We start from the raw sequence: 23,060 nt of genomic DNA, 5'->3' as shown, positions 1-23,060 counted from the left end.
GTTTCACGATCTTGCACTAGAAGTGCCGTGTGACAGGGTCCGAGCGGGCGTCGGCTAGGCGAGCGCGGGCTTGCCCACCCGGAACGCGAACTGGCCGCAGTACGTCAGCTTGCGCAGGTTCACCAGGGCCGTCCTGCGGCGTCCGTTCTCCTTCGCCCACCCGTCGATCTCGGTGTTGAGCGGGGACTGCTCGTCCCAGTAACGGCTGTACTCCGGCGGCCGGCCCAGGTAGCTGCGCATGATCAGCGCCACTCCGTCGAGCGAGGGCCGGATCTCCTCCAGCGCGAGTCCCGCCTCCTCGACCAGGACCCGGAAGCCGTACGGCGTGTAGTTCCACAGGCTGAAGGAGTGGTACGGCTCGAACTGTGATGTTGATCCGATGAAATGCCCGCCGGGCTCCAGCACTCGGGCGATCTCCGCCAGCAGTTCGCGCGGGCGGGCGACGTGTTCGAAGACCTGGTGCGAGTAGATCAGCGGGAGGGAGTCCGAGCCGAGGGGGAGGTGGACGCCGTCGTAGTGCACCACCGGGTCACCGCCGGGCGTGCGCTGACCGGCCTCCGGCGAGTCCCGGATGTCGACCCCGACCCACCGCACCTCCCGGTCGTGCTTGCGGAAGAGCGCGGCAGACGTACCGCGGCCGCATCCCAGGTCGACGACCAGCCCGGGTGCGCCGGGGGCGCCCATCACCTCGTCGACGTAGTACCGCGAGGTGACCTGACGGGCGTGGTCGTCGGGGATGCAGTCCCGCATGAGGTCCCAGAGGGTCGCCATGCTTCGATGCTACGGACACTCGCTGTTACGTGCGATTCACGCCCGGTGAAACCGTGACTCCCGACAGGTCGTGCGCGGTCATGCTGTTGCGGTCGGTGACCGAGCGGCCCAGGGCGTGGTGCGGCCACAGGCCCGCGGCGACCCGGCGGCTGCGCTCGCTCCACTGCCGGGCCGCCGGGTCACCGGCCTTGTAGTGGTTGAGGGCGTAACCGCCGGAGTGGATGCGCAGGAGGGTGAAACCGCCGGGGTACTCCTTGGCGGCGGCGACCTCCTGCTGGGTGACGTGCGGGGCCCGCGGCAGCACGGTGCGCTTGTTGCGGTGCGTGTGGCCCGCGTGGTGGAGGAAGACGCCGGGTGCGGACGCGTAGGCGTCGAGGACGGTGCGGGCCTGGCGGCGGTCCAGGCACTGGCCGCGGGTCACCGGGAACACCGAGTCCCGCACGGTCAGCGGATGGTGCCCGAACACCAGCGTCGGCTGGTCCGGCGACTCCCTCAAGCGCGCCTGGAACCACGCCAGTTGCTCCGACCCGAGCCCGCCGGCGTCGGCGCCGTTGCCGGTCTTGACGTACGTGTCGAGGCCGATGATCCGCAGCCCGCCGAGGTCATGGGCGAAGTAGCCGGGCCCGCCGCCCGGGAGGGAGTTGTGGAAGGCGTGAGGGAAGGCGTCGTCCCCGGCGCCGTCGCTGCGGTAGCGGTCGTGGTTGCCGCGTACGACGAAGTAGTCCCGCCCGTGCGTGCCGAAGCCGTCCAGGATCCGCCGGGCCTCGCGCAGGTCGTGAGCTGCTCCGCCGGCCGAGATGTCGCCGCCGGCCAGCAGCAGGTCCGCCCCGCGCCGACGGGCCTCCTCGACCAGGGCGCGGCTCATGAGCTCCGGATAGGGCGCGCGCCCCGGCTGCTGCACCACCCCGCGCAGCAGGGGCAGGCCGCCGACCAGGCCCGCGGTGGTCTCGCCGAGGTGCAGGTCGTTGCAGAGCGCGACCGACAGCAGGTGCCGGCCGGGCGGGGGCTGCGGCGTGGTGAAGGAGTACGGCCCGCCGCCCGGACCGAACCCGAACGTCGACGTGCCCACCGCGTTGCCGCGCACCAGGTGCAGCGGGGTGGGCGTGGCGGCCGCGCCCCGTGAGCGGGCCTGGTAGTAGTACGTCTGCCCCGGCTCCAGGTCCGTGAGCTCGACCTGGTGGTGGGCGGTCGGCAGGCCCTCGGACGCGGTGCGGTTGAGCCGGGAGGGGTGGGTGCCGTAGACGACCTCGCCCTCGGTGATCGCGGGCAGGGGGTGCCCCAGGCCGTCGTCGGTGCCGGGGATGCCGGTGTACCAGGTGATGACGGCGGTGTCCTCGGTGAGGGTGACCAGTTCCAGATTGACGGCGGTCAGGTCGTCGGGGTGGTGGGAGCGCGCCCGCTGCATGGCGGCCGAGGCCGTGCGCAGGAGGGCAGGGGCGAGGCGCGCGCCGGAGCGCAGCACCTCGCAGGGGCCGGGGAAGGCCGACAGTGCCGCGAGAGCGGGGAGGTGGGCGGAGAAGCAGCAGCGCATGTCCTCGATGTGGCCCGGAGCGGTGAACGGGGGAGGTGGCGTTGGCGGCGGGGCCAGGTCCGGCGCGCGACATCTCCGTGGAACGGGACATCTCCATGGAAGCAGGGCGGAGCCGGTCACCGAAGCGAGTGTGCCGAGTCTCACTGATCCCGAGTTGCGGTCTTTGCTCCGCCACTACGATCGGGCGGGCGAAAACTTCACCTAGGGGGGCGGGGCTGTGACTGCGCTGAGTGAGGGGTCGGGCGCGGGCGTCGGCGGCAGGGCGCCGCTGGACGCCGACCGGATCAAGCATCTTGAGTTCATCCAGGCGACGATCACCCGCTTGGGCACCAACTCGTTTCTCGTCAAAGGCTGGGCGCTGACCCTGGCCGCGGGTCTGCTGGCGCTCTCCGCCAGCCGCCTCAGCTGGCAGCTCGCGGCCGTCGGCGTCGTGCCGCTGCTCTGCTTCTGGCACCTGGACTGCTTCTTCCTGCGCCAGGAGAGGGCCTTCCGCCGGCTCTACGACGCTGCGCGGGTCCCCGACAGCACGGTCGAGGTGCTGTCCATGAACGTGGCGCCGTACCTGGCGCGGATGCCCTGGCCGGAGGTCTGGCTCACGCCGACGTTACTGCTGTTCTACACGCCCTTGCTGCTCGCCGACCTCGCGCTGGTCGTCATCGCCCTGTGAACTCAGCGCGCCGGACCGGCGATCGCCTCGGAGAGGCGGGCGGCGAGCTCGTCCGCTGCCGCCTCGGCATCGCCGTCGTCCCGGAACCCCGCCCCCTTCGGGGGCCAGATGGGCCCCATCGCGTCCCCCGGCCGGCGCGGCACGAGGTGCACATGGGTGTGGAACACGGACTGCGAGGCCGCCGCGCCCGCGGAGTTGATGACGTTCATGCCGTCGGGTTCGAGGACCGCGCGCAGCGCCCTGCCCACCACCGCCACGGAGTGGAACAGGTGTTGGGCATCCGCCTCGTCCATCGCCCACAGGTCCGCCGAATGCGCCCTGGGCACGACCAGAGTGTGGCCGCGCGTCGCGGGCGCCAGCGGGAAGAAGGCGAGGGTGTGCGCGTCCTCGTACACCACCCGTGCCCAGCCGGTGCCGGCGACGATCTCGCAGAAGGCGCAAGCCTGTTCACGGGCGTCCATGGACCTTTCCGTCGCTCTAGGGTGTGTGGCGTGGGCGGCATCTTCATCAACTACCGCAGGGGCGATCACGAAGACGTCGTGCGGAAACTGTACGACCGGCTCGAACAGCACTTCGGCGAGGACCAGGTGTTCCGCGACGTCGCGTCCATCGTGCCGGGGCAGCGGTACCCGGACACGCTGCGGGAGCGGGTGGCGGACTGCGAGGTGCTGCTCGTGGTCGTGCACCGGGGCTGGCTCGAGGCGCGGGGCCCGTCCGGCGGACTGCGGCTGGACGACGAGGCGGACTGGGTCCGCCGGGAGATCGACCAGGCCCTGCACACCGGCAAGACCGTCGTCCCCCTGCTGCTGGACGGCGCCGCCCCGCCGAGAGCGGACCAACTGCCGTGGCCCATCCGGGAACTGGCCCACCGCAACGCCCAGTCGCTGCGCGCGGCCCGTTTCGAGGACGACCTCGCGGAACTGATCGCCGTACTGGAGACCGTCGTCTCCCGGACCTGGCGGCCCGTCCCGCCGCCACCGCCGGGGTACCGGCCGGGGCGGTGGCTCGGCGTCCTCACCGCGTCGGCGGCCGGCGCGGCGCTGCTCGGGGTCCCCGCACTGCCCCAGCGCGGCGACTGGGCGCGCGGGGACGGCCTCCCGTGGACCCTGTACGCCACTCTGGGTGGCTGCCTGCTGCTGTGCGCGCCGCTCGTCGCGGTCGCCGTCGGCCGCTTCCTGCTCCGCCGCCCCATCGACAGCTGGGAACGCGACCTGCACGCCGTCAAGCACCAGACGTACGTCCGGCAGACCTGGCCGATGGGCGCGGGGCTCGTGCTCATCGGGCTGTTCCCGGCGCTTCAGATGGGGGGCGACAAGGGCATGTGGGGGTCCATGGTCCTGCTGCTGGTCATGGGCCTCGCCGTCGCGCACACGGCCGCCACCCACATCCGCCTCAAGCGGCGCGACGCCGACCTGTGGGCCCGCTGGCCGCAGGGCCTGCCGGACCGGGTGACCCGGCCCGTGCTGCGCCGGGCGATCGCGCGGCTGGAACTGCGCCTGGCCGAGTCGCGGCCGCCGCTCTCCCGCGAGCAGCGCGAGAAGGCCGGCTGGGAACTGAAGGACATGCGCGGGGCGCTCGGGCGGCTGGCGGACGAGGCGGGGCGCTCCCGAGTGCGGTGGCTGTGCCAGGACCACCCCTGGACCCTCGCCGGCTACTGCGTGGGGCTGGCCCTGGTCACAGCCCTGGCCGTGGCGTCCGGGCTCGCCTTCGACGCGGCGGGCCAGGGCAGGCCGCGGGTCTACGTCACGCTGGCGGTCGTGGTCCTGGTCGGCACGGCTCTGGCGCTGTCCACCATGGAACTCGCGCTGCGCCACCAGCGCCGGCTGCGCACCGACCTGGCGACCGAGGCCGCCGAGCGGATCGCCCTGCTCGCCGACCGGGTGAGCGCCCTCAGCGCCCCCGCCCGCACCAGGCGCCCGACCCCGGTCCCACGGCCCGAGGAGTTCGACGAGCCCGACTAGGGGCCGAGCCCGACCGGACGCCGAGCCCGACTGGTCGGCGGGCCCTTCCGAGGCGCACCCTGGAAGCAGAACTTCCGGAGGTGATCGTCATGATGCACACCGCAGTGGGATGGCATGTCGAGCTGGAGTTCCAGGAGGACCAGACGCACACCAGGGCGGTCGCGATGGTGCGGCTCCCCGACGGCACCGAGGTACGGGCCCACGGGCACGCCTCACGGCACCACACGGACGCGAATCAGCCACGCGTCGGGGAGGAGATCGCCGGTGCTCGCGCGCTGAACGAGCTGGCGATGCAGATGCTCACCAAGGCGCACGGGGAGATCGACCAGGCGTCGGGGCGCACGTCGCACCCGATCCACGCCTGAACCGACCGCTACGCGAGCGCCGCCCGTACCGCCCGTATCAACGCCTGCGCCCTCGGATCCGCCGTCACCGTCTTGCGGAAGCCGTTCGTCACATAGCCGAACGCGATCCCCGCCTCCGGGTCGGCGAAGCCGAGGGCGCCGCCGCGGCCGGGGTGGCCGAAGGAACCCGGCCCCAGCAAGGGCGACGCGGTGCCGTGCAGCATGTAGCCGAGGCCGAAGCGGGTGCCCACGACCAGGACGAGGTCCGGGCCCGCCGACTCCTGCGCCCGAGCGAGCTCCACCGTCGCCGGGTCGAAGAGCCGTACGCCGTCGACCTCGCCGATCAGCGTGGCGTAGAAGCGGGCCAGCCCGGCGGCCGTCGCGATGCCGTTCGTCGCGGGGAGGGCCGCGGCGCGGTAGGCGGGGTCGTTCTGGTCGGGGAACGGGGTGATCGCGGCGAACGCGCGGCGGGTCAGGGAGTCCGGGTCGTCGTAGGCCTCGGTGACCGAGCGCTTCGGGCGTGAGCGCAGTCCGCCCACCGGCTCGGGCCCCTCGACCCGGCCGGTACGGCCCACCCGGCCGGCCTCCGACTCCGGCAACCCCAGCCACAGGTCCAGGCCCAGCGGACCGGCGACCTCCGCCGCGAGCCACTCGCCGGCCCACCGCCCCGTCACCCGCCGCACCAGCTCGTCCAGCAGCCAGCCGTACGTCAGCGCGTGATAGCCGTGGTCGGTGCCCGGCTCCCACGCGGGCGCCTGCGCGGCCACCGCCGCGGGGCCGCGATGCGGGTCCAGCGCGTCCTCGGGCGTGAGCGGGCGGTCGAGCACCGGGAGCCCGGCGCGGTGGTTCAGCACATGCCGGACCAGCAGCCGCTCCTTGCCGTGCGCCTTGAACTCCGGCCAGTACTCGCCCACCGGCGCGTCCAGGTCCAGCTCCCCGCGCTGGTGCAGGAGGAGCGGTACGGCGGCGGCGACGCCCTTGGTCGCCGAGCGCACGACCTGCGCGGTGCCGTGCTGCCACGCCTGCGTACCGTCGACGTCCTTCGTGCCGGCCCACAGGTCGACGACCTTGCGCCCGTCCCGGTACACGGCGACGGCCGCGCCCCGCTCCCCGAGCGTGGCGAAGTTCCGTGCGAACGCCTCCCGGACCGGCTCGAAGCCCTCGGCCACTGTGCCGTTCACGCTCACGTCCGTCTCCTCGTCCTGCCTGCTGCGGGTGCCCTTCTACCCAAGCAGGATCGTGACGTCGATGTTCCCCCGGGTCGCGTTGGAGTACGGGCAGACCTCGTGCGCCGCGTCCACCAGCTTGGCCGCGAGGTCCGCGTCCAGGACCGGCAGGGAGACGCTGAGGGCGACCGCGAGGCCGTAGCCGCGGTGCTTGTTGGGGCCGATGCCGACCTTCGCGGCGACCGTGGATCCGGTGAGGTCGTAGCCCTCGCGGTTGCCGACCAGGATCAGCGCGTTGTGGAAGCAGGAGCTGTAGCCGGCGGCGAACAGTTGCTCGGGGTTGGTGCCGTTGCCGTCGCCGCCGAGCTGCGGGGGCATCGCGACCTTGAGCTCGATCTGGCCGTCCTGGCTGGTGACATAGCCGTCCCGGCCGCCGTGCGCGGTGGCCTCGGCGACGTACATGATCTTCGTCGGACGGGTGTCGACGGCGGTGTCCTCGGCGGTCATGATTGGCCCTCCCCCAGAAACTGTGTCCATGTGCGGCTCCGCCGCATGGGCGCACAAGTACATCGTGCACAAGGTACTTGCCGGTAGGGCGCCTGCCGTTACCAGGGGGTAGTAACTGTTGGTAAGGCGAGATCAGCGGGTGCGGTCGGCCGCTGCCGCCGCCTTCGTCGCCAGCTGCCACAGCTCTCCGCGCAGCCGCTCCACCTCCGGGCCGCCGAGCCCGGTCTCGGCGAGCAGGGCGCCGGGCACGCGGGCCGCGCGCTCCCGCAGCTCCTCGCCGCGCCCCGTGCACCTGACCAGTACCGAGCGCTCGTCGCTCGCCGCGCGCTCCCGGCGGACAAGCCCCGCCGCCTGAAGCCGCTTGAGCAGCGGCGACACCGTGCCGTAGTCCAGCCGCAGCGCGCCGGCCAGCTCCTTCACCGTCGTCTCGCCGCGCTCCCAGAGGACCAGCAGGACGAGGTACTGCGGGTAGGTGAGGCCGAGTTCGTCGAGGAGCGGGCGGTACGCGGCCGTGACCGCGCGCTGGGCGGCGTACAGCGCGAAGCACAGCTGCTCGTCCAGCAGCAGCGAGCCCTCGGCCCCGATACCCGCGGCCCCGATCCCGTCGTTCCCGGTGCCCTCGTCTTTGGTCACGCGCCCATTGTCACGGACCGCGGATCGAATCCGAACGGCAGCTCCAGGCGATGGGCGCGCATCAGCTCGTCGTCGGACAGCAGCTCCGCCGTCTTGCCGTCCGCCGCGATCACGCCCTCGCTGAGGACGAGGGAGCGCGGGCACAGCTCCAGGGCGTACGGCAGGTCGTGCGTGACCATGAGCACGGTGACGTCCAACGAGCGCAGGATGTCGGCCAGTTCGCGGCGGGAGGCGGGGTCGAGGTTGGAGGAGGGCTCGTCCAGGACGAGGATCTCCGGCTCCATCGCCAGGACGGTCGCCACCGCGACCCGGCGCCGCTGGCCGAAGGAGAGGTGGTGCGGCGGACGGTCCTTGAACTCAGCCATGCCGACCCGCTCCAGCGCCCGGTCGACCCGCTCCTCCAGCTCCAGCCCCTTCAGCCCGGCCGCCGCGGGGCCGAAGGCGACGTCCTCGCGGACCGTCGGCATGAACAGCTGGTCGTCCGGGTCCTGGAAGACGATGCCGACCCGGCGCCGGATCTCGGCCATGTGCTGCTTGCCGACGGGCAGCCCGGCGACGTGCACGGTGCCCGTGCCGCCGGTCAGGATGCCGTTGAGGTGCAGGACGAGGGTCGTCTTGCCGGCGCCGTTCGGCCCGAGCAGCGCGACCCGCTCGCCGCGCGCGACGGAGAAGTCCACGCCGAACAGGGCCTGGTGGCCGTCGGGGTAGGCGAAGGCCAGACCGGCCACTTCGAGGGAGGCAATCGGTTCCGTCACAGCGACCATCCCAGCAGACAGACGACGAGGGCGGCGAAGGGGAGCGCGAGGGCGTACGACCACTGCGCCCGGGACGCGGTCACCTCGTCGATCACCGGCATCGAACCGGCGTACCCGCGGCTGACCATGGCCAGATGCACGCGCTCGCCGCGCTCGTAGGACCGGATGAACAGCGCGCCCGCCGACTTCGCGAGGACGCCCCAGTGCCGCACGCCCTTCGCCTCGAAGCCGCGCGACTCGCGGGCGATACGCATCCGCCGCATCTCGTCCGTGATGACATCGCCGTACCGGATCATGAAGGACGCGATCTGCACGAGCAGCGGCGGGAGCTTCAACCGCTGCAGGCCGAGGAGCAGTTCACGCAGCTCGGTCGTGGAGGCGAGGAGTACGGAGGCGGCGACGCCCAGAGTCCCCTTCGCGAGCACGTTCCAGGCGCCCCACAGTCCACTGACGCTCAACGACATGCCCAGTACCTCGACCCGCTCGCCCTGCGCCACGAACGGCATCAGCACGGCGAACGCGACGAACGGCACCTCGATCAGCAGTCGCTTCAGCAGGAACCCGGCGGGCACGCGCGCGGCGTACGCGACGAGCGCGAGCAGCACGGCGTACAGGCCGAACGCCCACATCGCCTCCCGCGGCGTCGACACCACGACCACCACGAAGGCGAAGGCCGCGGCGAGCTTGGTGTGCGGCGGCAGGCCGTGCACGGGTGAGTGCCCGTGCCGGTAGAGCCGGTGCGCGTGCCCTGCGCCCATGTCAGACGCCGACGCTCGTGGGCGACACGTCGGCCGCCTCGTCCGTACGACGCCGGCGCACCGCCCAGAAGATGCCGGTGCCCGCGACGACCGTGGCGCCGACGCCGATCACGCCGGCGAGGCCGCCGGACAGCCGGGCGTCGTCGATGGCCTTGACGCCGTAGTCGGCGAGGGGGGAGTCGGCGCCCGCGTGCTTCTCGGCGGACCCGGCGAACCCCTTGTCCGCGGCGACCTTCTCCAGGCCGTCGGGGCTGGCGGAGGCGTAGAAGCTGACGAACCCGGCGAGGACGAGGGAGGTGACCAGGCCGCTGATCCACAGCGTCCGGCGCGAGGTCCGGGCCGCGACCGGCCGCGCGGCCCCGGCCCCGGTCGCCGGAGCGTCGACGAGCTCGCCGCCGATCCGCAGCTTCAGCGGCTGGCGCAGGTCACGGGCGCCGTACACGAGGTCCGGGCGTACGGCGATGACGGCGCCGACGGTCAGCGCGGTGATCGCGGCCTCGCCGATGCCGATCAGCAGGTGGACGCCGACCATGGCGGTGGCGACCTTGCCGATCGAGACGTCGGTGGTGCCGCCGATCCAGAACAGGAGCGTGAACGCGAGGGCCGCGGCCGGCACCGAGACCACCGAGGCGACGAAGGAGGCGGCGGTGATCGACCGGCGCGTCTTCGGCAGGACCTTCACCAGGCCACGGAAGACGACGTAGGCGACGACGACGCCGACGATCGCCATGTTGGTGATGTTCACGCCGAGCGCGGTCAGGCCGCCGTCCGCGAAGAGGATGCCCTGCATCAGCAGGACGACGGAGATGCACAGCGCGCCGGTGAAGGGGCCGACGAGGATCGCGGCCAGGGCGCCGCCGAGCAGATGGCCGCTGGTCCCGGCAGCCACGGGGAAGTTCAGCATCTGCACCGCGAAGATGAACGCCGCCACCAGGCCGGCCAGCGGAGCCGTCCGCTCGTCGAGCTCGCGGCGCGCGCCGCGCAGGCTCACGGCGACCGCGGCCGCGGCGACCACTCCGGTCACGGCGGAGGTAGGGGCGTCGATGAATCCGTCAGGTACGTGCACCGTTCGATGATAGTGGCTTAATGCGAATGGGTTGCAAGAGCGAGGAGCTTGTGTGTCCGCACTTCCGTATCCGCGCTCGCGTAAACCACATGTGAGATACGTCGGCTCCAGGGAGCGCTTTCCGCAAGATATGCGACATTGGAGGGGGAGCGGAGGCACAGCTTTCACAAAGGTCACGCAGCGTAAGGGGCCGTCCGATGTCGGTAGTCGAACAGTACGCCCGAGCACATATCGTCACGGACGCCGACCTTTTGCAGGAGGAGCAGGAGGCCGTCCCGGTCGTCCTGCGCTATGACCCCGACACCGATCCGCGCTCGGTGCGCGTGCGGTTGCCCGGTCGCGAGGAACACGAGTGGACGTTCTCGCGCTCCCTGCTGGAACAGGGGCTGCGTGCCCCGGCCGGGAGCGGCGAGATACGTGTGTGGCCGTGCGGGAGGGTGCAGGCCGTCGTGGAGTTCCACTCGGACCAGGGCGTTTCCGTGGTGCAGTTCGAGTCGAAGGCCTTGATGAGGTTTCTGCGGCGGACCTATCTGGCCGCCGCACCCGTGGCGCGCTGAGCCACAGCCGCCAATCTCCAGCCACCCGACCCGGCTTCAGCCACCCATCTTCAGCAGCGCCGCCACGATCGGACCCGCCGTGTCGCCGCCGTGGCCGCCCGCCTGGACCACGCCCGCCGCCGCGAGGTCGTTGCGGTACGCGGTGAACCAGCCGTTCGGCTTCTTCTGGCCGTCGACCTCCGCCGAGCCGGTCTTCGCGCCGACGTCACCGACGACCCCGGACATCGCCTCGGCCGCCGTGCCGTAGGCCGCCGTGTAGGACATCAGCTCGCGCAGCTGGGACAGCGTGGACGCGGACATGGAGCGGGAGGCGGTGGCGAGGGCGCGGTTGTCGACCGTCGGGGCCACCAGGTAAGGCTGCTTGAAGGCGCCCGTCTTGACCGTCGCCGAGACCGACGCCATGTTCAGCGGGTTCATCCGCACCCCGCCCTGGCCGATCAGCGAGGCCGCCATCTGGGCCTGCGACTGGACCGGGACGGCGCCGTCGAAGGTCGGCACGCCGACGGACCAGTTGTTCATGGAGAGGCCGAAGACCTGCTGGGCCTGCTGGGTCAGGCTGTCGTTGTCCAGCTCGGGGGCCTGGCTGATGAAGGCCGTGTTGCAGGAGCGGGCGAAGCTCGCCTTGAAGGTGCCGCCCTTGATCTCGAACTTGTCGTCGTTCTGGAACTTCCAGTGCCCGTACGTGAAGTACTTCGGGCAGGGGTGCTCCTTGTCCGGCGACGCGAGGCCCTTCTCGATCAGCAGCGACGAGGTGATGACCTTCATCGTGGAGCCCGGGGCGAGGGAGCCCTGGAAGGCGGTGTTGAAGCCGTGCGAGGAGTTCGCGACCGCCAGGATCTCGCCCGTCGAGGGGCGCAGGACGACCACCGACGCCTTGGCCCTGGCGGCCACCTGCTTCTCCGCGGCGGCCTGCATCGTCGGGCTCAGCGTCGTCCGCACGGTGCCCGGCGTGCCCTTGCTCAGCTCCAGCAGGGACTTGTCGGACAGCTCGGCTTTCTTGGACTCCTTGCCGCGGATCACCTGGAGCTCGACGCCCGCCTTGCCGCCGGCCTTCTCGCCGTACTTCTCGCGCAGCCCGTCCAGGACCGAGCCCAGCGAGGGATACGTGGCCTCCGTCAGCTCGCCGCCGTCCCGGTCGAGCGCCTTGACCGGCGGGGTGCCGGACTCGCCGGTGACCAGCGTGTCGCCGTCCTTGAGGTCGGGGTGGACGATCGCGGCGTGCCACTCGACGAGCGGCTTGCCGTCCTCGGCGCGGCGGACGACGGTGAGCGAACTGTCGTACGTCAGCGGCTTCTCGGTGCCCTTGTACGACACCGTGCCCTTCACGGAGAAGGGGACCTTGTCGCCGGTGCGGGTGCCGGCGGTGAGGGTGACGTCCTTGATGTGGGCGTCCTTGGTGTAGCCGGTGAGCAGGGTCGTGGCGGCCGTGGTGTCGTCAGTGGCGGCGGCCGCCTCGGACACTTGGCCGTGCTGCCAGGCGGTGAGGAACTCCCGGGCCGCGGACGTGACCTCGGTCGCCGACAGCGGGCCGGTCTTGACGTCCTTCGCCTTGTCGTCGGCGCTCGCCGACGTCGACTGCGTACGGCTGTCGGCGACGGCCCCGCCGCCGAACAGCGCGTAGGCACCGAACCCGGCGCCGCCGATGACCACGGCGATCATCCCGCCGAGCACGGCGGGGTTGGTCTTCCGTCGCTCAGCGACGCGCCCTCTGTTGCCCACTTCTTTCCGTTCCCTCGCGTATTCCAGGGGCCCCCGCCGCCCCGCCGATCTCACGCATACCAACGACGACGCCCACCCTAGAGTCCCGTGCCGCGAGGGATAAGTTCAGCCGGACGCTCGTAGCACGGCTGCGACAATCGGCCCGGCCGCGTCGCCGCCGTGGCCGCCCTGCTGGGACAGGGCCGCGGCCGCCACATCATCGCGGAAGCCGGTGAACCAGCTGTCGGAGGTGGCCTTTCCGTCGATCTCGGCGGAACCGGTCTTGGCGCCGATGTCGCCGCGGATCCCGGACATGACCTGCACGGCGGTGCCCTGGGCCGAGGTCGCGGTCAGCTGCATCATCTGCTTCAGCTGGGCGGCGGTGCTCGCCCGCAGCCCCTTGGCGGTGGCCAGTCGGCGGCCGTCGAGGTCGGGCGAGACCAGATACGGCTGCCGGAAGTCGCCGGTGATCGCGGTGGCCGTGACCGACGCCATGTTCAGCGGGTTCATCTCGACCTGGCCCTGGCCGATGGCGTTGGCCGCGCGGTCGGGGCCGCCGGAGGCGGGGACGCTGCCGTCGAAGGACGTGATGCCGGTCTTCCAGTCGCCCCGGCCGAGCCCGAACCGCTCCTCGGCCTCCGTCGTCAGCGAGGCGTCGGTGAGCGGGTCCTCGTCGACGAGCTTGATGAAGGCTGTGTTGCAGGAGCGCACGAAGCCGTTTGCGAGCGTGGCACTCGCGCTCTCGTCGGCCTTCATGCCGGTGAGGTTCTTGAAGGTCTGGCTCTGCCAGGTCGCCGTGTCCGGGCAGGGCGCCGGGCCGTTCATCGAGGTCACGCCGTTGTCTATGAGCATCGCCGCGGCGATGATCTTCATCGTGGAGCCGGGCGGGACGCGCCCCTCGAAGGCCGCGTTGAAGGCGTCGTCCCGGTGGTTCGCCACCGCCAGCACCTCGCCGGTGCTCGGCTTGAGCGCCACCACCGAGGACTGGTCGTACTGCTTCACCGCCTTCTCGGCCGCCGCCTGCGCGCTCGCGCTGAGCGTCGTCTCCAGCTTGCCGGGCTTGCCCTTCGCGAGGGTCAGCAGCGAGGTGTCCGCCGACTCGTCGGCGTGCCGTATCGCCAGCTCGATGCCGGGCGAGCCGCCGGCCTTGCTGCCGTACCGCTCGCGCAGCGTGTCCAGGATCGGGCCGAGGGAGGGGTACTTCTCCTTCGTCAGCACGGTGCCGTCGCGGTCGACGGCCTCGATGGGCGGGTTCGCCGCCTCACCGGTGACGAGGGTGTCGTCCCTTCTCAACTGCGGGTGGATCACGGTCGGTTGCCAGTCGACGAGGGCCCGCCCGGTGGTGAGCCCGCGCACGACGGTGAGCCGGCTCTTGTAGCTGAGCGCCTCGGACTTCCCGCCGTAGGACACCTTGGCCTTCACCGTGTACGGCACGGTGGCGCCCTTCGCCGCACCCGGCGTGATCTTCACGCCGGTGATGTGCGCGGCCTTGCCGTAGGAGGTGAGTACGGCCTCCGCGGCCGCGTCGTTGTTCGTGTACGACGCCGCCTGCGCCGCCTTCCCCTTCTCCCAGGCCGCGAAGAACTTCGCCGTGGTCTCCTCGACCTCGTCCCCACTGGGCGGCCCGGACCGCACCGGCGCCGGCTCACCGCCCTGCCCTGTCGCCCCGCCGCCGTTCAACGCGGACATGATGTTGTACGCGCCGTACCCGGCCCCGCCCACCATCACGGCGAACACCCCGCCTATGACGGCAGCCTTGACCCCCTTGGACATGCGTCCCCTCCCCGTTCCAGTCCTCCGCACTGTAAGTGGCGTGAGGGAAACCTGTGGAAGGTGTTTTCTTTTGTTGGCCGCTTTTATGCGCTGCGGTCGGCCTGTTCGGCCGACCGCAGCGCTCGGCGGGCGACGATCCTCAGAGGACGCCGAACGGGGCGAGGCCGAGGATGGCGACTGCGGGAGCAGCCGCCAGGGGGAGGACGCCCGGCGGGTAGGCGGCCGAGTACGGGTACACCAGGTTCGTGGACGTCTGCGGGGGCTGTGAGTCGCGGGTGTCGGCGTTGGCGACGGTGGTGGCCGACAGGGCCGCGACTCCGGCGAGGGCGATGACAGCGAGTGTTCGTTTGGTTACGTTCATGTCCAATGAACGATCGTGGAGTGCTCCTGTTACGCAAGTCGGCCCGCCCCTGTGTGGGACTGTCTGCGGCGAACGCGGGTGGCGCTGACCGTGGCCCGGACACGACCGCCTGTGCCTCCTTCGGAACGGGCATGGGCGGGTGGGGCATCGGAGAAGACGTACTCGTCTGCTGCGGGGATTCGAGGCAAGTGCAGGCGCAGTGGTCCACGTGGGTTCTAGCCTCGGTGAGTTGGGACCGCTCGGCAGGCACGGGGGTTGAGTTGGTGGGTACTGAGGGCGGGCAGTGGTTGTTCGTCAGCCATGCGGGTGCGGATCTGGCCTGGGCTGAGTGGGTGGCCTGGCATTTGCAGGACGCCGGATACGACGTGGAGCTGGATTCCTGGCACTGGGGGGCCGGGGACAACGTCATCGTGCGGATGGACGAGGCCATCGCGCAGCGTCGGATGGTGGCGTTGTTCTCCGCGGCCTACTTCGATCGCGAGCGGTGGACCACCGAGGAGTGGACGGCGGTGATCGCCGGGCGTGACAAGCTCATCCCGGTGCGGGTCGACGCTGCGGAGGCGCCGCCGATGTTGCGGGCGCTCAAGGCGCCGGCCCTGTATGGGCTGGACGAGGAACGCGCCCGGGAAGTGCTGCTGGAGGCGGTCACCGGTCCGGTCGGGGCGTCCAAAGCGCGGCCGGGTTTCCCCGGCGGCACGAACGGAGTTGCCGCAGGCCGTTTGCGGAGTATGGGGGCGACGGGGCCGCGGCTGCCGGGGACGCTGCCTCGCGTGTGGAACGTGCCGATGCGCAATGCCGGCTTCGTCGGCCGTGATGAGCTTCTGGTCGAGGTGCGTGGCCTGTTGGCGGGCGGTCGCACGGTGGCGGTGGTTGCGCTGGACGGGCGGGGCGGGGTGGGCAAGACCCAGCTGGCCACCGAGTACGCGCACCGGTTCTGCGGTGAGTACGAGCTGTTGTGGTGGGTGCGGGCCGAGGACACGGCGCTGATCCCGGACCAACTGGCCTTGCTGGCCGTGGAGACCGGTGCCGCACGGCGGGACACGTCTCCCGAAGAAGCGGTGGCCGCGCTGGCCGCGGAGCTGCGGTCGCGGGCGCGCTGGCTGATCGTCTTCGACAACGCCGAGGATCCGGCAGAGCTGGCCGGATACCTGCCGTCCGGGGCGGGGCATGTGCTGATCACCTCACGCAACCCGCGCTGGCACGGTGTGGCGACGCCGCTGGACGTCGACGTGCTCGCCCGTCGGGAGTCGGTCACGTTGCTGCGCAGCCGGACGGCGTGGTTATCGCAGGCGGATGCGGACCGGCTCGCCCAGGCGCTGGACGATCTGCCCCTGGCCCTGGTCCAGGCCGCCGAGGTCCTCACCACGACGACCGTGGAGGAGTACCTGGAGCTGCTGGGCAGCAATGCCGGCGCGGTCACCGATGAGGGCCGGCCACCGGACTATCCCTGGTCGCTGGCGGCACAGATACGCCTGAGCATGCGGATCCTGCGGGAGCAGGATCCGGGGGCGGCCGATGTGTTGCAGGGCTGCGCCCTGCTGGCCCCCGAACCGTTCGCGCTGCCCATGGGCGCTCCTCGCGAGGTCGACGAGTTCTCACTGGTGGACGGGGTGTTGGCTGATAGGAGTGCCAGGCACCGTGTCCTGTCACTGGTGAATCGGCACGGACTGGCGAGGGTCGCCGGTGGCAGCCTGCACCTGCACCGCCTCACCCAGGCCGTGCTCAAAGACCAGCTTTCAGCCGAGGAGCGCGCCGCCGCGGCGCGGGACGCCAGTCTTCTGGTGGGCGCGGCCTACCCTGGCCAGGCGCGGGAACCTGCCGCCTGGCCCTTCTGGCCCGACTTGCTGCCCCACGCGCTGGCCATCGACCCGGCCGACCTGGTCACTGCTGACGCCCGCTATGCGGCATGCGAAGCATGCCTGTACCTCATCGACCGCGGCGGAGCTCCGGTGGCTCTGCCACGCCTTCAAGCCCTCCACAAAGCGTGGACCGCGCTCCTGGGCCCGGACCACTTTCACACCTGGTGGGTCGTCAACTATTTGGCTCAGGCCTTCGCCGCCGTCGGCGAGCACGATCAGGCCCATACGCTGCACAGTGACCTGCTAGACCGCCAGCGGCGGGTGCTGGGCGAGGACGACTCCTGGACATTGAACTCCGCGACCGCTCTGGCGGTCTGGCGGGCTGATCTGGGTCGGGTGGAGGAGGCGCGGGACCTGGCTCGGGACACGTTGGAGCGTCTGCGGCGGGTGCTGGGTGACGACCACCCCGACACCTTGACCTCCGCGAACAACCTGGCGATCCGGCTGGCGGAACTGGGTCGGGTGGAGGAGGCGTGGGACTTGGCGCGGGACACGCTGGAGCGTCGGCGGCGGGTGCTGGGCGACGACCACCTCTTCACCTTGACCTCCGCGAACAACCTGGCGATCTGGCTGGCGGAACTGGGTCGGGTGGAGGAGGCGTGGGACTTGGCGCGGGACACGCTGGAGCGTCGGCGGCGGGTGCTGGGTGACGACCACCCCGACACCTTGACCTCCGCGAACAACCTGGCGATCCGGCTGGCGGCACTGGGTCGGGTGGAGGAGGCGCGGGACCTGGCGCAGGACACGCTGGAGCGTCGGCGGCGGGTGCTGGGCGACGACCACCCCGACACCCTGGCCACCGCGGGCCTCCTCAGTGCCCTGACATCGCAAGGATGACGAACAGCGGATCGAGCGTCCGCCCCTAGACCCACGTATCCAGCCACATCCGCGACCGCCAGTCGTCGACCGGGATCGCCGTCCCCGTGTAGATCGGCCAGAAGTAGATGAAGTTCCAGGCGATCAGCAGCACCAGGACGCCCGCGCCCGTGGCCCCCGCCACCCGGCGGGTCTCGCCTGCGCGCGGTGGGCCGATGATCGCGCCCAGGAGCATGGCGACGGCCAGGCAGAGGAAGGGGAGGAAGACGACGGCGTAGAAGAAGAAGATCGTGCGCTCCTGGTAGAGGAACCAGGGGAGGTAGCCCGCCGCGACGCCGCAGGCGATGGCGCCCGCTCGCCAGTCGCGGCGGAAGAGCCAGCGCCACAGGATGTACAGGACCGCGAAGGCGGCCACCCACCACAGCAGCGGCGTGCCGATCGCCAGTACCTCGCGCGCGCACTTCTCGCCCGCGTCGGCGGAGCAGCCGTCCTTGCCGGGCAGGGAGGACTCGTAGAAGAACGACACCGGGCGGCCGTCGACGATCCAGCTCCACGGGTTGGACTGGTAGGGGTGCGGGGACGACAGGCCGACGTGGAACTCGTACACCTGGTGCTCGTAGTGCCACAGGCTCAGCCACCAGTCGGGGAACAGCCACGACCAACTGCTGCTGCGGCCGCCTGCGGACGCCCAGTCACGGTAGTAGCCGCCGGTGCCGTCGGTGGGCGAGAGGATCCAACCCGTCCACGACACGAAGTACGTGACGATCGCCACCGGCACGGTCGCCAGGAAGGCGAAGCCCAGGTCGCGCTTGAGTACCGTCGTGTACGGGTAGCGGGCACCGGCGATCTTGCGGGCGCCGACGTCCCAGAGGACCGTCATCAGGCCGAACGCGACCAGGAAGTACAGGCCGTTCCACTTGGTGCCGATGGCCAGGCCCAGCATCAGACCGGCCGTCCAGCGCCACGGACGCCACCCCAGGCGCAGGGTCTCGGCGGTGTGCGCGTCGGGGCGGACCCGGCCGTCGGCGTCGGCCGGCAGCGCGGCCGCGAGTTTCGCGCGTGCCCGGTCCCGGTCGACGACGAGGCAGCCGAACGCCGCCAGCACGAAGAACATCAGCACCCCGTCGAGCAGCGAGGTGCGGGCCATCACGAAGGCCAGCCCGTCCACCGCCATCAGCCCGCCCGCGAGGCAGCCCAGGAAGGTGGAGCGGAAGATACGGCGGCCGATGCGGCACAGCATCAGGACGGCCAGGGTGCCCAGCAGCGCCGTCATGAACCGCCAGCCGAACGGGTTGAACCCGAACATCAGCTCGCCGAGCCCGATGACGTACTTGCCGACCGGCGGATGCACGACGTACGCCGCGTCGGTGGGGATCGGGACGTGACCGTTCGTCGACAGGATCAGGTCGTTGGCGTTCTTGTCCCAGCTGACCTCGAAGCCGCGGTGGACGAGCCCCCACGCGTCCTTGGCGTAGTACGTCTCGTCGAATATCACCTTCTTCGGGCTGCCGAGGTTCCAGAACCGCAGCACTCCCGCGAGCAGCGTCACCAGCAGCGGACCGCCCCAGCCGGACCAGCGCGCGACCCGCTCGGCGAGCGGCCGCGGGACGCCGAGGAACTGCCACATCCGCGGGCTGGGCTGGACATATGGCGGGTCGAGCCGGTCGCGTACGTCGCTTCTGGGCGCCGGCGTGTAGCCGAAGCGGCGCAGCCGCTGCTGCCACGAAGGCCGCTGCTCGTGGGTCGCCTGGCCCTGCCGGGTGTCCGTGGAGGACGCGGTACTGGTCACCGCGCCATCGTAGGGAACACGTCTGTGGGAGTCGCGTGGATGCGCCCTGCGAGGATGGAAACGTGACAGGAACCCTTGTTTTGGCAGGCACCCCCATCGGCGACATCAAGGACGCCCCGCCCCGGCTCGCCGAGGAACTGGCGGGAGCGGACGTGGTCGCCGCCGAGGACACCCGGCGTCTTCGGCGCCTCACCCAGGCGCTGGGCGTACAGCCCGCCGGGCGGGTCGTGTCGTACTTCGAGGGCAACGAGGCGGCTCGTACGCCCGAGCTCGTCGAGGCGCTCCTGGAGGGCTCGCGCGTGCTGCTGGTGACCGACGCGGGGATGCCGTCGGTGTCGGACCCCGGGTACCGGCTGGTCGCCGCGGCCGTCGAGAAGGACATCCGCGTCACCGCCGTACCGGGGCCCTCCGCCGTGCTCACCGCGCTCGCGCTGTCCGGGCTGCCCGTCGACCGGTTCTGCTTCGAGGGGTTTCTGCCGCGCAAGGCGGGGGAGCGGATGTCGCGTTTGCGGGAGGTGGCCGAGGAGCGGCGGACACTCGTCTACTTCGAGGCCCCGCACCGGCTCGACGACACGCTCGCCGCGATGGCCGAGGCGTTCGGCGCCGAGCGGCGGGCCGCCGTGTGCCGGGAGCTGACCAAGACGTACGAGGAGGTCAGGCGGGGCGGGCTGGGGGAGCTCGCGGCCTGGGCCGCGGAGGGGGTGCGCGGGGAGATCACCGTCGTGGTCGAGGGCGCGCCGCCGAAGGGGGCCGAGGAGGTCGGTGCCGAGGAGTTCGTGCGGCGGGTTCGCGTGCGGGAAGAGGCGGGGGAGCGGCGCAAGGAGGCCATCGCGGCGGTGGCGGCGGAGGCCGGGGTGCCCAAGAGGGAGGTCTTCGACGCGGTCGTGGCGGCGAAGAACGCTGGGGCGTGACACGCCGTGTGAGCAGGGCGTATCTCGGCTGAGCGGGCGCCCCATGCGGGGGTAAAGGGACCCGGCCCTTTCGGCAAGGAACGTCCAAGTCGCCGCCAACACTGGACAGATGGCGTGCGTTCGCTCCCGCAGAGGAGTCCACTGGACGAAGGGACGCAACCCGTCCCACCAGCGGACCACAGGAGCTGGCATGAGCGAGATCGCACAGCAGACCACGGGCCTTCGCAACGCCGCGACCGCCGTCGTCCACGAGTCCTATTCCTTCGCCTGCATGCGGTGCGGGCACGGCTGGGAGCAGTCGTACGAGATAGAGCACCACATCGACGGCGACGGGCGTGAATTCGTCATGTACGTGGCCGACGGCCAGGTGGTTCCGTCTCCGTTGAGCCGGCCCACGTGTCAGAACTGCGACAACCACGTCGTCCGCATCATGCGGGCCGGGCAGGTGTCCTCCGTGCAGAACTCCCTGCACCCCCAGCGCCCGATCCCCCGGCAGGCGAAGCCGGAGTCGGCGGCCGAGGCGGACCACCACTGGCATCTGTCCGATCTCCTGCACGTCTTCCACCGCAAGGCGAGCTGAGACGAGCGCCGGCTGAGACCGAGCGCCGACAGAGAAGGCATGCTCCTTTCGTAGGATCGGGGCATGCCTTCGAACACCTCCGACAAGCACGCCGCCCCGCCCCTCCCGGAACCGCTCCGGGTGCCGGTCGCCGACTCCCACACCCACCTCGACATGCAGTCCGGCACGGTGGAGGAGGGCCTGGCGAAGGCGGCGTCGGTCGGGGTGACGACGGTCGTGCAGGTGGGCTGCGACGTACGCGGCTCGCAGTGGGCGGCCGAGACGGCGGCGCGGTACGACGCCGTGCACGCGACCGTCGCCCTGCACCCGAACGAGGCTCCGCGCATCGTGCACGGCGACCCCGACGGCTGGTCACGGCAGGGCGCGCGCGAACCCGGGGGAGCGCGGGCGCTCGACGAGGCGCTCGCGGAGATCGACCGGCTGGCCGCGCTGGAGCACGTCAGGGGTGTAGGCGAGACCGGCCTCGACTACTTCCGCACCGGGCCCGGGGGCAAGGAGGCGCAGGAGGCGTCCTTCCGCGCCCACATCGAGATCGCCAAGCGGCACGGCAAGGCCCTGGTCATCCACGACCGCGACGCCCACGCGGACGTCCTGCGCGTCCTGAAGGAGGAGGGCGCCCCCGAGCGGACCGTCTTCCACTGCTACTCCGGGGACGCCGAGATGGCCCAGGTGTGTGCCCGGGCCGGCTACTACATGTCCTTCGCCGGCAACGTCACCTTCAAGAACGCCCAGAACCTGCGGGACGCGGTGGCGGTGGCCCCGTTGGAGCTGCTCCTCGTGGAGACCGACGCGCCCTTCCTCACACCGGCCCCGTACCGCGGACGGCCCAACGCCCCGTATCTCATTCCGATCACGGTGCGTGCCATGGCCGCCGTGCGGGGCATCGACGAGGACGCGCTGGCGGGGGCACTCGGGTCGAACACGGCACATGCCTTCGGCTACTGACCGATAACCGACGGATAACGCTCGCCGGGTTCACCCCGGCTCCTCCGGTCACGTTGCGTGGTCGCGTCGCTTTGGAGAGTAACGACCCCTCCGCTAGGTTCTGTGGGCCCGATCCGGACCCCTCCGCTGGAGCGTGTCGTCGTGAGCAACGCGCAGTTCGAGACGTATGGCCCGAGCCCCGCCCACGAGCCCCCGGCGTACGGCGGCTTCGACCCGTACAGCGCTCAGACGCTGGGATACGGGGTGCCGGGGCCGTACGAGACGCGTACGGACACATACGGCCCTGTGTACGGGCTGTACGCGGGCCACGGCGGCCACAGTGTCCACGGCGGCCATGGCGGCGGTGGGGCCTACGGGAATCATGGCGCCCATGGGGACTCCGGGGATTACGGGGACTACGAGGACACGTACCGGCCCGCGTACGAGATTCCCGAGGCGGCGCCCGCACCCGTCGTGCGCCCCCGGCACGGTCGGCGAGCCGCGCGCCGGCACCGGGCTCGGGCCGCCGAGCGGGTGGACGGGCCCATGCGCAGACTCGTGCCGCAGGCGCTGGTGGTCGCGTTCCTCGCGGGCGGGACGACCGCCTTCGTCGCCGAGGACAAGGCGATCGAGTTGAGCGTCGACGGCGAGCCGCGCACCATGCACACCTTCGCGGACGACGTCACCGAACTGCTCTCCGAGGAGGGCGTGGACGTGGGGGCGCATGACGTGGTGGCGCCCGCTCCCGGTGCGGCGCTCACCAACGGTGACGAGGTCGAGGTGGACTACGGACGCCCCGTGCGGCTCACGCTCGACGGTCAGCGGCGCGAGGTGTGGACGACCGCGCGCACGGTCGAGGCGGCGCTCAAGGAGCTGGGGGTGCGTGCGGAGGGGGCGTATCTGTCGACGCCGCGCTCCCGTCGCATCGGGCGCGAAGGGCTCGCGCTTGAGGTGCGCACCGAGCGGGCGGTGACGATCATGGCGGACGGCCTGGCGCGCCCCATCCGTACGAACGCGGCGACCGTGGGCGAGGTCGTGGAGCAGGCCGGCATCACCCTGCGCGGGCAGGACACCACGTCCGTCGCGCTCGACAGCTTTCCGCGCGACGGTCAGACGGTCACGGTCCTGAGGATCACCGGCAGGAAGGAGGTCCGCGACGAGGCGATCCCGTTCGCCACGGAGCGGGTCGAGGACCCCGCGGTGTTCAAGGGCACGGAGGTCGTCGAGCGAGCGGGCCAGCCGGGGCTGCGGCGGATCACGTACTCGCTGCGCACCGTCAACGGCGTCAGGCAGAAGCCGCGGCGGATCAGGACCGAGGTGGTGCGGGAGCCGCGGACCCAGGTGGTGAAGGTGGGGACGAAGCCGTTGCCGACGTCCGTGCACGGTGCGGGCGATCTGAACTGGCAGGGCCTGGCGGCGTGCGAGTCCGGAGGGCGGGCGGATGCGGTGGATTCGTCGGGGACCTACGGCGGGCTGTACCAGTTCGACACGCAGACCTGGCGGAACCTCGGGGGTAAGGGGCGGCCGCAGGACGCACCGGAGGAGGAACAGACGCTGCGGGCGAAGAAGCTGTATGTGCGGCAGGGAGCGAGCCCTTGGCCGCACTGTGGGGCGCGGTTGCACGGGTGACCGC

The 23,060-nt window shown here is 71.4% G+C and carries 22 protein-coding genes; 9 read left to right on the top strand and 13 right to left on the bottom strand.

Annotated elements, in window-relative coordinates; translation table 11 throughout:
- Nucleotides 1-54 precede the first annotated feature (54 nt).
- Together AB5J49_RS19945 and AB5J49_RS19940 are read right to left on the bottom strand one after the other, a co-directional pair.
- Entirely contained in the window at nt 55-771 is a 717-nt protein-coding gene (locus AB5J49_RS19945; protein ID WP_369169980.1) for a class I SAM-dependent methyltransferase, read from the bottom strand.
- Between the two features lie 25 nt (nt 772-796).
- Complete coding sequence (locus AB5J49_RS19940) at nt 797-2,302, bottom strand: metallophosphoesterase (protein ID WP_369169979.1); 1,506 nt, start codon at nt 2,300-2,302, stop codon at nt 797-799.
- Between the two features lie 217 nt (nt 2,303-2,519).
- Here AB5J49_RS19940 and AB5J49_RS19935 point away from each other — a divergent pair, with 217 nt between their 5' ends.
- On the top strand, nt 2,520-2,969 hold the full coding sequence (locus AB5J49_RS19935; protein ID WP_369169978.1) for a hypothetical protein: 450 nt from the start codon (nt 2,520-2,522) through the stop codon (nt 2,967-2,969).
- A gap of 2 nt (nt 2,970-2,971) precedes the next feature.
- On the opposite strand, the gene AB5J49_RS19930 is transcribed toward AB5J49_RS19935, so the two are convergent.
- Nucleotides 2,972-3,430 (bottom strand): HIT family protein, encoded by a 459-nt coding sequence (locus tag AB5J49_RS19930; RefSeq protein WP_369169977.1) that lies wholly within the window; start codon nt 3,428-3,430, stop codon nt 2,972-2,974.
- 30 nt (nt 3,431-3,460) lie between these two features.
- Here AB5J49_RS19930 and AB5J49_RS19925 point away from each other — a divergent pair, with 30 nt between their 5' ends.
- Complete coding sequence (locus tag AB5J49_RS19925; protein WP_369169976.1) at nt 3,461-4,930, top strand: toll/interleukin-1 receptor domain-containing protein; 1,470 nt, start codon at nt 3,461-3,463, stop codon at nt 4,928-4,930.
- A gap of 89 nt (nt 4,931-5,019) precedes the next feature.
- Nucleotides 5,020-5,295, top strand: coding sequence for a DUF1876 domain-containing protein (locus AB5J49_RS19920; RefSeq protein WP_369169975.1), 276 nt, complete (start codon nt 5,020-5,022; stop codon nt 5,293-5,295).
- Nucleotides 5,296-5,303: 8 nt separating this feature from the next.
- On the opposite strand, the gene AB5J49_RS19915 is transcribed toward AB5J49_RS19920, so the two are convergent.
- From AB5J49_RS19915 to AB5J49_RS19890, 6 genes are all read right to left on the bottom strand, one after another.
- Nucleotides 5,304-6,461 (bottom strand): serine hydrolase domain-containing protein, encoded by a 1,158-nt coding sequence (locus AB5J49_RS19915; RefSeq protein WP_369169974.1) that lies wholly within the window; start codon nt 6,459-6,461, stop codon nt 5,304-5,306.
- A 36-nt stretch (nt 6,462-6,497) separates the two neighbouring features.
- Nucleotides 6,498-6,947: an organic hydroperoxide resistance protein gene (locus AB5J49_RS19910; RefSeq protein WP_369169973.1), complete on the bottom strand. Its 450-nt coding sequence runs from the start codon at nt 6,945-6,947 to the stop codon at nt 6,498-6,500.
- Nucleotides 6,948-7,079: 132 nt separating this feature from the next.
- Nucleotides 7,080-7,547, bottom strand: a complete 468-nt coding sequence (locus tag AB5J49_RS19905; protein WP_369175202.1) for a MarR family winged helix-turn-helix transcriptional regulator — start codon at nt 7,545-7,547, stop codon at nt 7,080-7,082.
- A 29-nt stretch (nt 7,548-7,576) separates the two neighbouring features.
- Complete coding sequence (locus tag AB5J49_RS19900; RefSeq protein ID WP_369169972.1) at nt 7,577-8,344, bottom strand: energy-coupling factor ABC transporter ATP-binding protein; 768 nt, start codon at nt 8,342-8,344, stop codon at nt 7,577-7,579.
- Nucleotides 8,332-9,093 carry a cobalt ECF transporter T component CbiQ gene (gene cbiQ, locus AB5J49_RS19895; RefSeq protein WP_369169971.1) on the bottom strand — a complete coding sequence of 254 codons (762 nt, stop codon included), beginning with the start codon at nt 9,091-9,093 and terminating at the stop codon, nt 8,332-8,334. The genes AB5J49_RS19900 and cbiQ overlap by 13 nt, the downstream gene beginning before the upstream one ends.
- A 1-nt stretch (nt 9,094) precedes the next feature.
- Nucleotides 9,095-10,159: an energy-coupling factor ABC transporter permease gene (locus AB5J49_RS19890; RefSeq protein WP_369169970.1), complete on the bottom strand. Its 1,065-nt coding sequence runs from the start codon at nt 10,157-10,159 to the stop codon at nt 9,095-9,097.
- A 197-nt stretch (nt 10,160-10,356) separates the two neighbouring features.
- On the opposite strand from AB5J49_RS19890, the gene AB5J49_RS19885 reads away from it, so the two are divergent.
- Entirely contained in the window at nt 10,357-10,716 is a 360-nt protein-coding gene (locus tag AB5J49_RS19885) for an SsgA family sporulation/cell division regulator (protein WP_369169969.1), read from the top strand.
- 36 nt (nt 10,717-10,752) lie between these two features.
- Here the strand turns inward: AB5J49_RS19885 and AB5J49_RS19880 are convergent, their stop codons facing one another.
- The 3 genes from AB5J49_RS19880 to AB5J49_RS19870 form a co-directional block, all read right to left on the bottom strand.
- Nucleotides 10,753-12,435 (bottom strand): penicillin-binding transpeptidase domain-containing protein, encoded by a 1,683-nt coding sequence (locus AB5J49_RS19880; protein WP_369169968.1) that lies wholly within the window; start codon nt 12,433-12,435, stop codon nt 10,753-10,755.
- 105 nt (nt 12,436-12,540) lie between these two features.
- The gene (locus AB5J49_RS19875; RefSeq protein WP_369169967.1) at nt 12,541-14,187 is read right to left on the bottom strand and encodes a penicillin-binding transpeptidase domain-containing protein; all 1,647 of its coding nucleotides are present in this window, start codon (nt 14,185-14,187) and stop codon (nt 12,541-12,543) included.
- A 139-nt stretch (nt 14,188-14,326) separates the two neighbouring features.
- The gene (locus AB5J49_RS19870; RefSeq protein WP_369169966.1) at nt 14,327-14,548 is read right to left on the bottom strand and encodes a hypothetical protein; all 222 of its coding nucleotides are present in this window, start codon (nt 14,546-14,548) and stop codon (nt 14,327-14,329) included.
- Between the two features lie 5 nt (nt 14,549-14,553).
- Here AB5J49_RS19870 and fxsT point away from each other — a divergent pair, with 5 nt between their 5' ends.
- Nucleotides 14,554-17,244: an FxSxx-COOH system tetratricopeptide repeat protein gene (fxsT, locus tag AB5J49_RS19865; RefSeq protein ID WP_369169965.1), complete on the top strand. Its 2,691-nt coding sequence runs from the start codon at nt 14,554-14,556 to the stop codon at nt 17,242-17,244.
- Between the two features lie 25 nt (nt 17,245-17,269).
- On the opposite strand, the gene AB5J49_RS19860 is transcribed toward fxsT, so the two are convergent.
- Nucleotides 17,270-19,012, bottom strand: coding sequence for a dolichyl-phosphate-mannose--protein mannosyltransferase (locus AB5J49_RS19860; RefSeq protein ID WP_369169964.1), 1,743 nt, complete (start codon nt 19,010-19,012; stop codon nt 17,270-17,272).
- Nucleotides 19,013-19,074: 62 nt separating this feature from the next.
- On the opposite strand from AB5J49_RS19860, the gene rsmI reads away from it, so the two are divergent.
- The 4 genes from rsmI to AB5J49_RS19840 all read left to right on the top strand — a co-directional run bounded on the left by rsmI (nt 19,075) and on the right by AB5J49_RS19840 (nt 23,056).
- Nucleotides 19,075-19,923, top strand: a complete 849-nt coding sequence (gene rsmI, locus AB5J49_RS19855) for a 16S rRNA (cytidine(1402)-2'-O)-methyltransferase (RefSeq protein ID WP_369169963.1) — start codon at nt 19,075-19,077, stop codon at nt 19,921-19,923.
- A gap of 190 nt (nt 19,924-20,113) precedes the next feature.
- Nucleotides 20,114-20,503, top strand: coding sequence for a hypothetical protein (locus AB5J49_RS19850; RefSeq protein ID WP_369169962.1), 390 nt, complete (start codon nt 20,114-20,116; stop codon nt 20,501-20,503).
- 63 nt (nt 20,504-20,566) lie between these two features.
- Nucleotides 20,567-21,448 carry a TatD family hydrolase gene (locus tag AB5J49_RS19845; protein WP_369169961.1) on the top strand — a complete coding sequence of 294 codons (882 nt, stop codon included), beginning with the start codon at nt 20,567-20,569 and terminating at the stop codon, nt 21,446-21,448.
- A 141-nt stretch (nt 21,449-21,589) separates the two neighbouring features.
- Nucleotides 21,590-23,056: a ubiquitin-like domain-containing protein gene (locus AB5J49_RS19840; RefSeq protein ID WP_369169960.1), complete on the top strand. Its 1,467-nt coding sequence runs from the start codon at nt 21,590-21,592 to the stop codon at nt 23,054-23,056.
- Nucleotides 23,057-23,060: the final 4 nt, after the last annotated feature.

Origin of the sequence: Streptomyces sp. R28, assembly GCF_041052385.1 — a bacterium.
In the GTDB taxonomy this organism is placed as follows: domain Bacteria; phylum Actinomycetota; class Actinomycetes; order Streptomycetales; family Streptomycetaceae; genus Streptomyces.
This window is presented reverse-complemented; position numbering and strand designations above follow the sequence as displayed.

Excerpts from the sequence above, each read along its gene's own strand:
- AB5J49_RS19945 (WP_369169980.1), bottom strand. The coding sequence starts at position 771 with ATGGCGACCCTCTGGGACCTCATGCGGGACTGCATCCCCGACGACCAC.
- AB5J49_RS19940 (WP_369169979.1), bottom strand. The coding sequence starts at position 2,302 with ATGCGCTGCTGCTTCTCCGCCCACCTCCCCGCTCTCGCGGCACTGTCG.
- AB5J49_RS19930 (WP_369169977.1), bottom strand. The coding sequence starts at position 3,430 with ATGGACGCCCGTGAACAGGCTTGCGCCTTCTGCGAGATCGTCGCCGGC.
- AB5J49_RS19920 (WP_369169975.1), top strand. The coding sequence starts at position 5,020 with ATGATGCACACCGCAGTGGGATGGCATGTCGAGCTGGAGTTCCAGGAG.
- AB5J49_RS19910 (WP_369169973.1), bottom strand. The coding sequence starts at position 6,947 with ATGACCGCCGAGGACACCGCCGTCGACACCCGTCCGACGAAGATCATG.
- AB5J49_RS19900 (WP_369169972.1), bottom strand. The coding sequence starts at position 8,344 with ATGGTCGCTGTGACGGAACCGATTGCCTCCCTCGAAGTGGCCGGTCTG.
- cbiQ (WP_369169971.1), bottom strand. The coding sequence starts at position 9,093 with ATGGGCGCAGGGCACGCGCACCGGCTCTACCGGCACGGGCACTCACCC.
- AB5J49_RS19885 (WP_369169969.1), top strand. The coding sequence starts at position 10,357 with ATGTCGGTAGTCGAACAGTACGCCCGAGCACATATCGTCACGGACGCC.
- AB5J49_RS19875 (WP_369169967.1), bottom strand. The coding sequence starts at position 14,187 with ATGTCCAAGGGGGTCAAGGCTGCCGTCATAGGCGGGGTGTTCGCCGTG.
- AB5J49_RS19870 (WP_369169966.1), bottom strand. The coding sequence starts at position 14,548 with ATGAACGTAACCAAACGAACACTCGCTGTCATCGCCCTCGCCGGAGTC.
- fxsT (WP_369169965.1), top strand. The coding sequence starts at position 14,554 with ATGAACGATCGTGGAGTGCTCCTGTTACGCAAGTCGGCCCGCCCCTGT.
- AB5J49_RS19850 (WP_369169962.1), top strand. The coding sequence starts at position 20,114 with ATGAGCGAGATCGCACAGCAGACCACGGGCCTTCGCAACGCCGCGACC.
- AB5J49_RS19845 (WP_369169961.1), top strand. The coding sequence starts at position 20,567 with ATGCCTTCGAACACCTCCGACAAGCACGCCGCCCCGCCCCTCCCGGAA.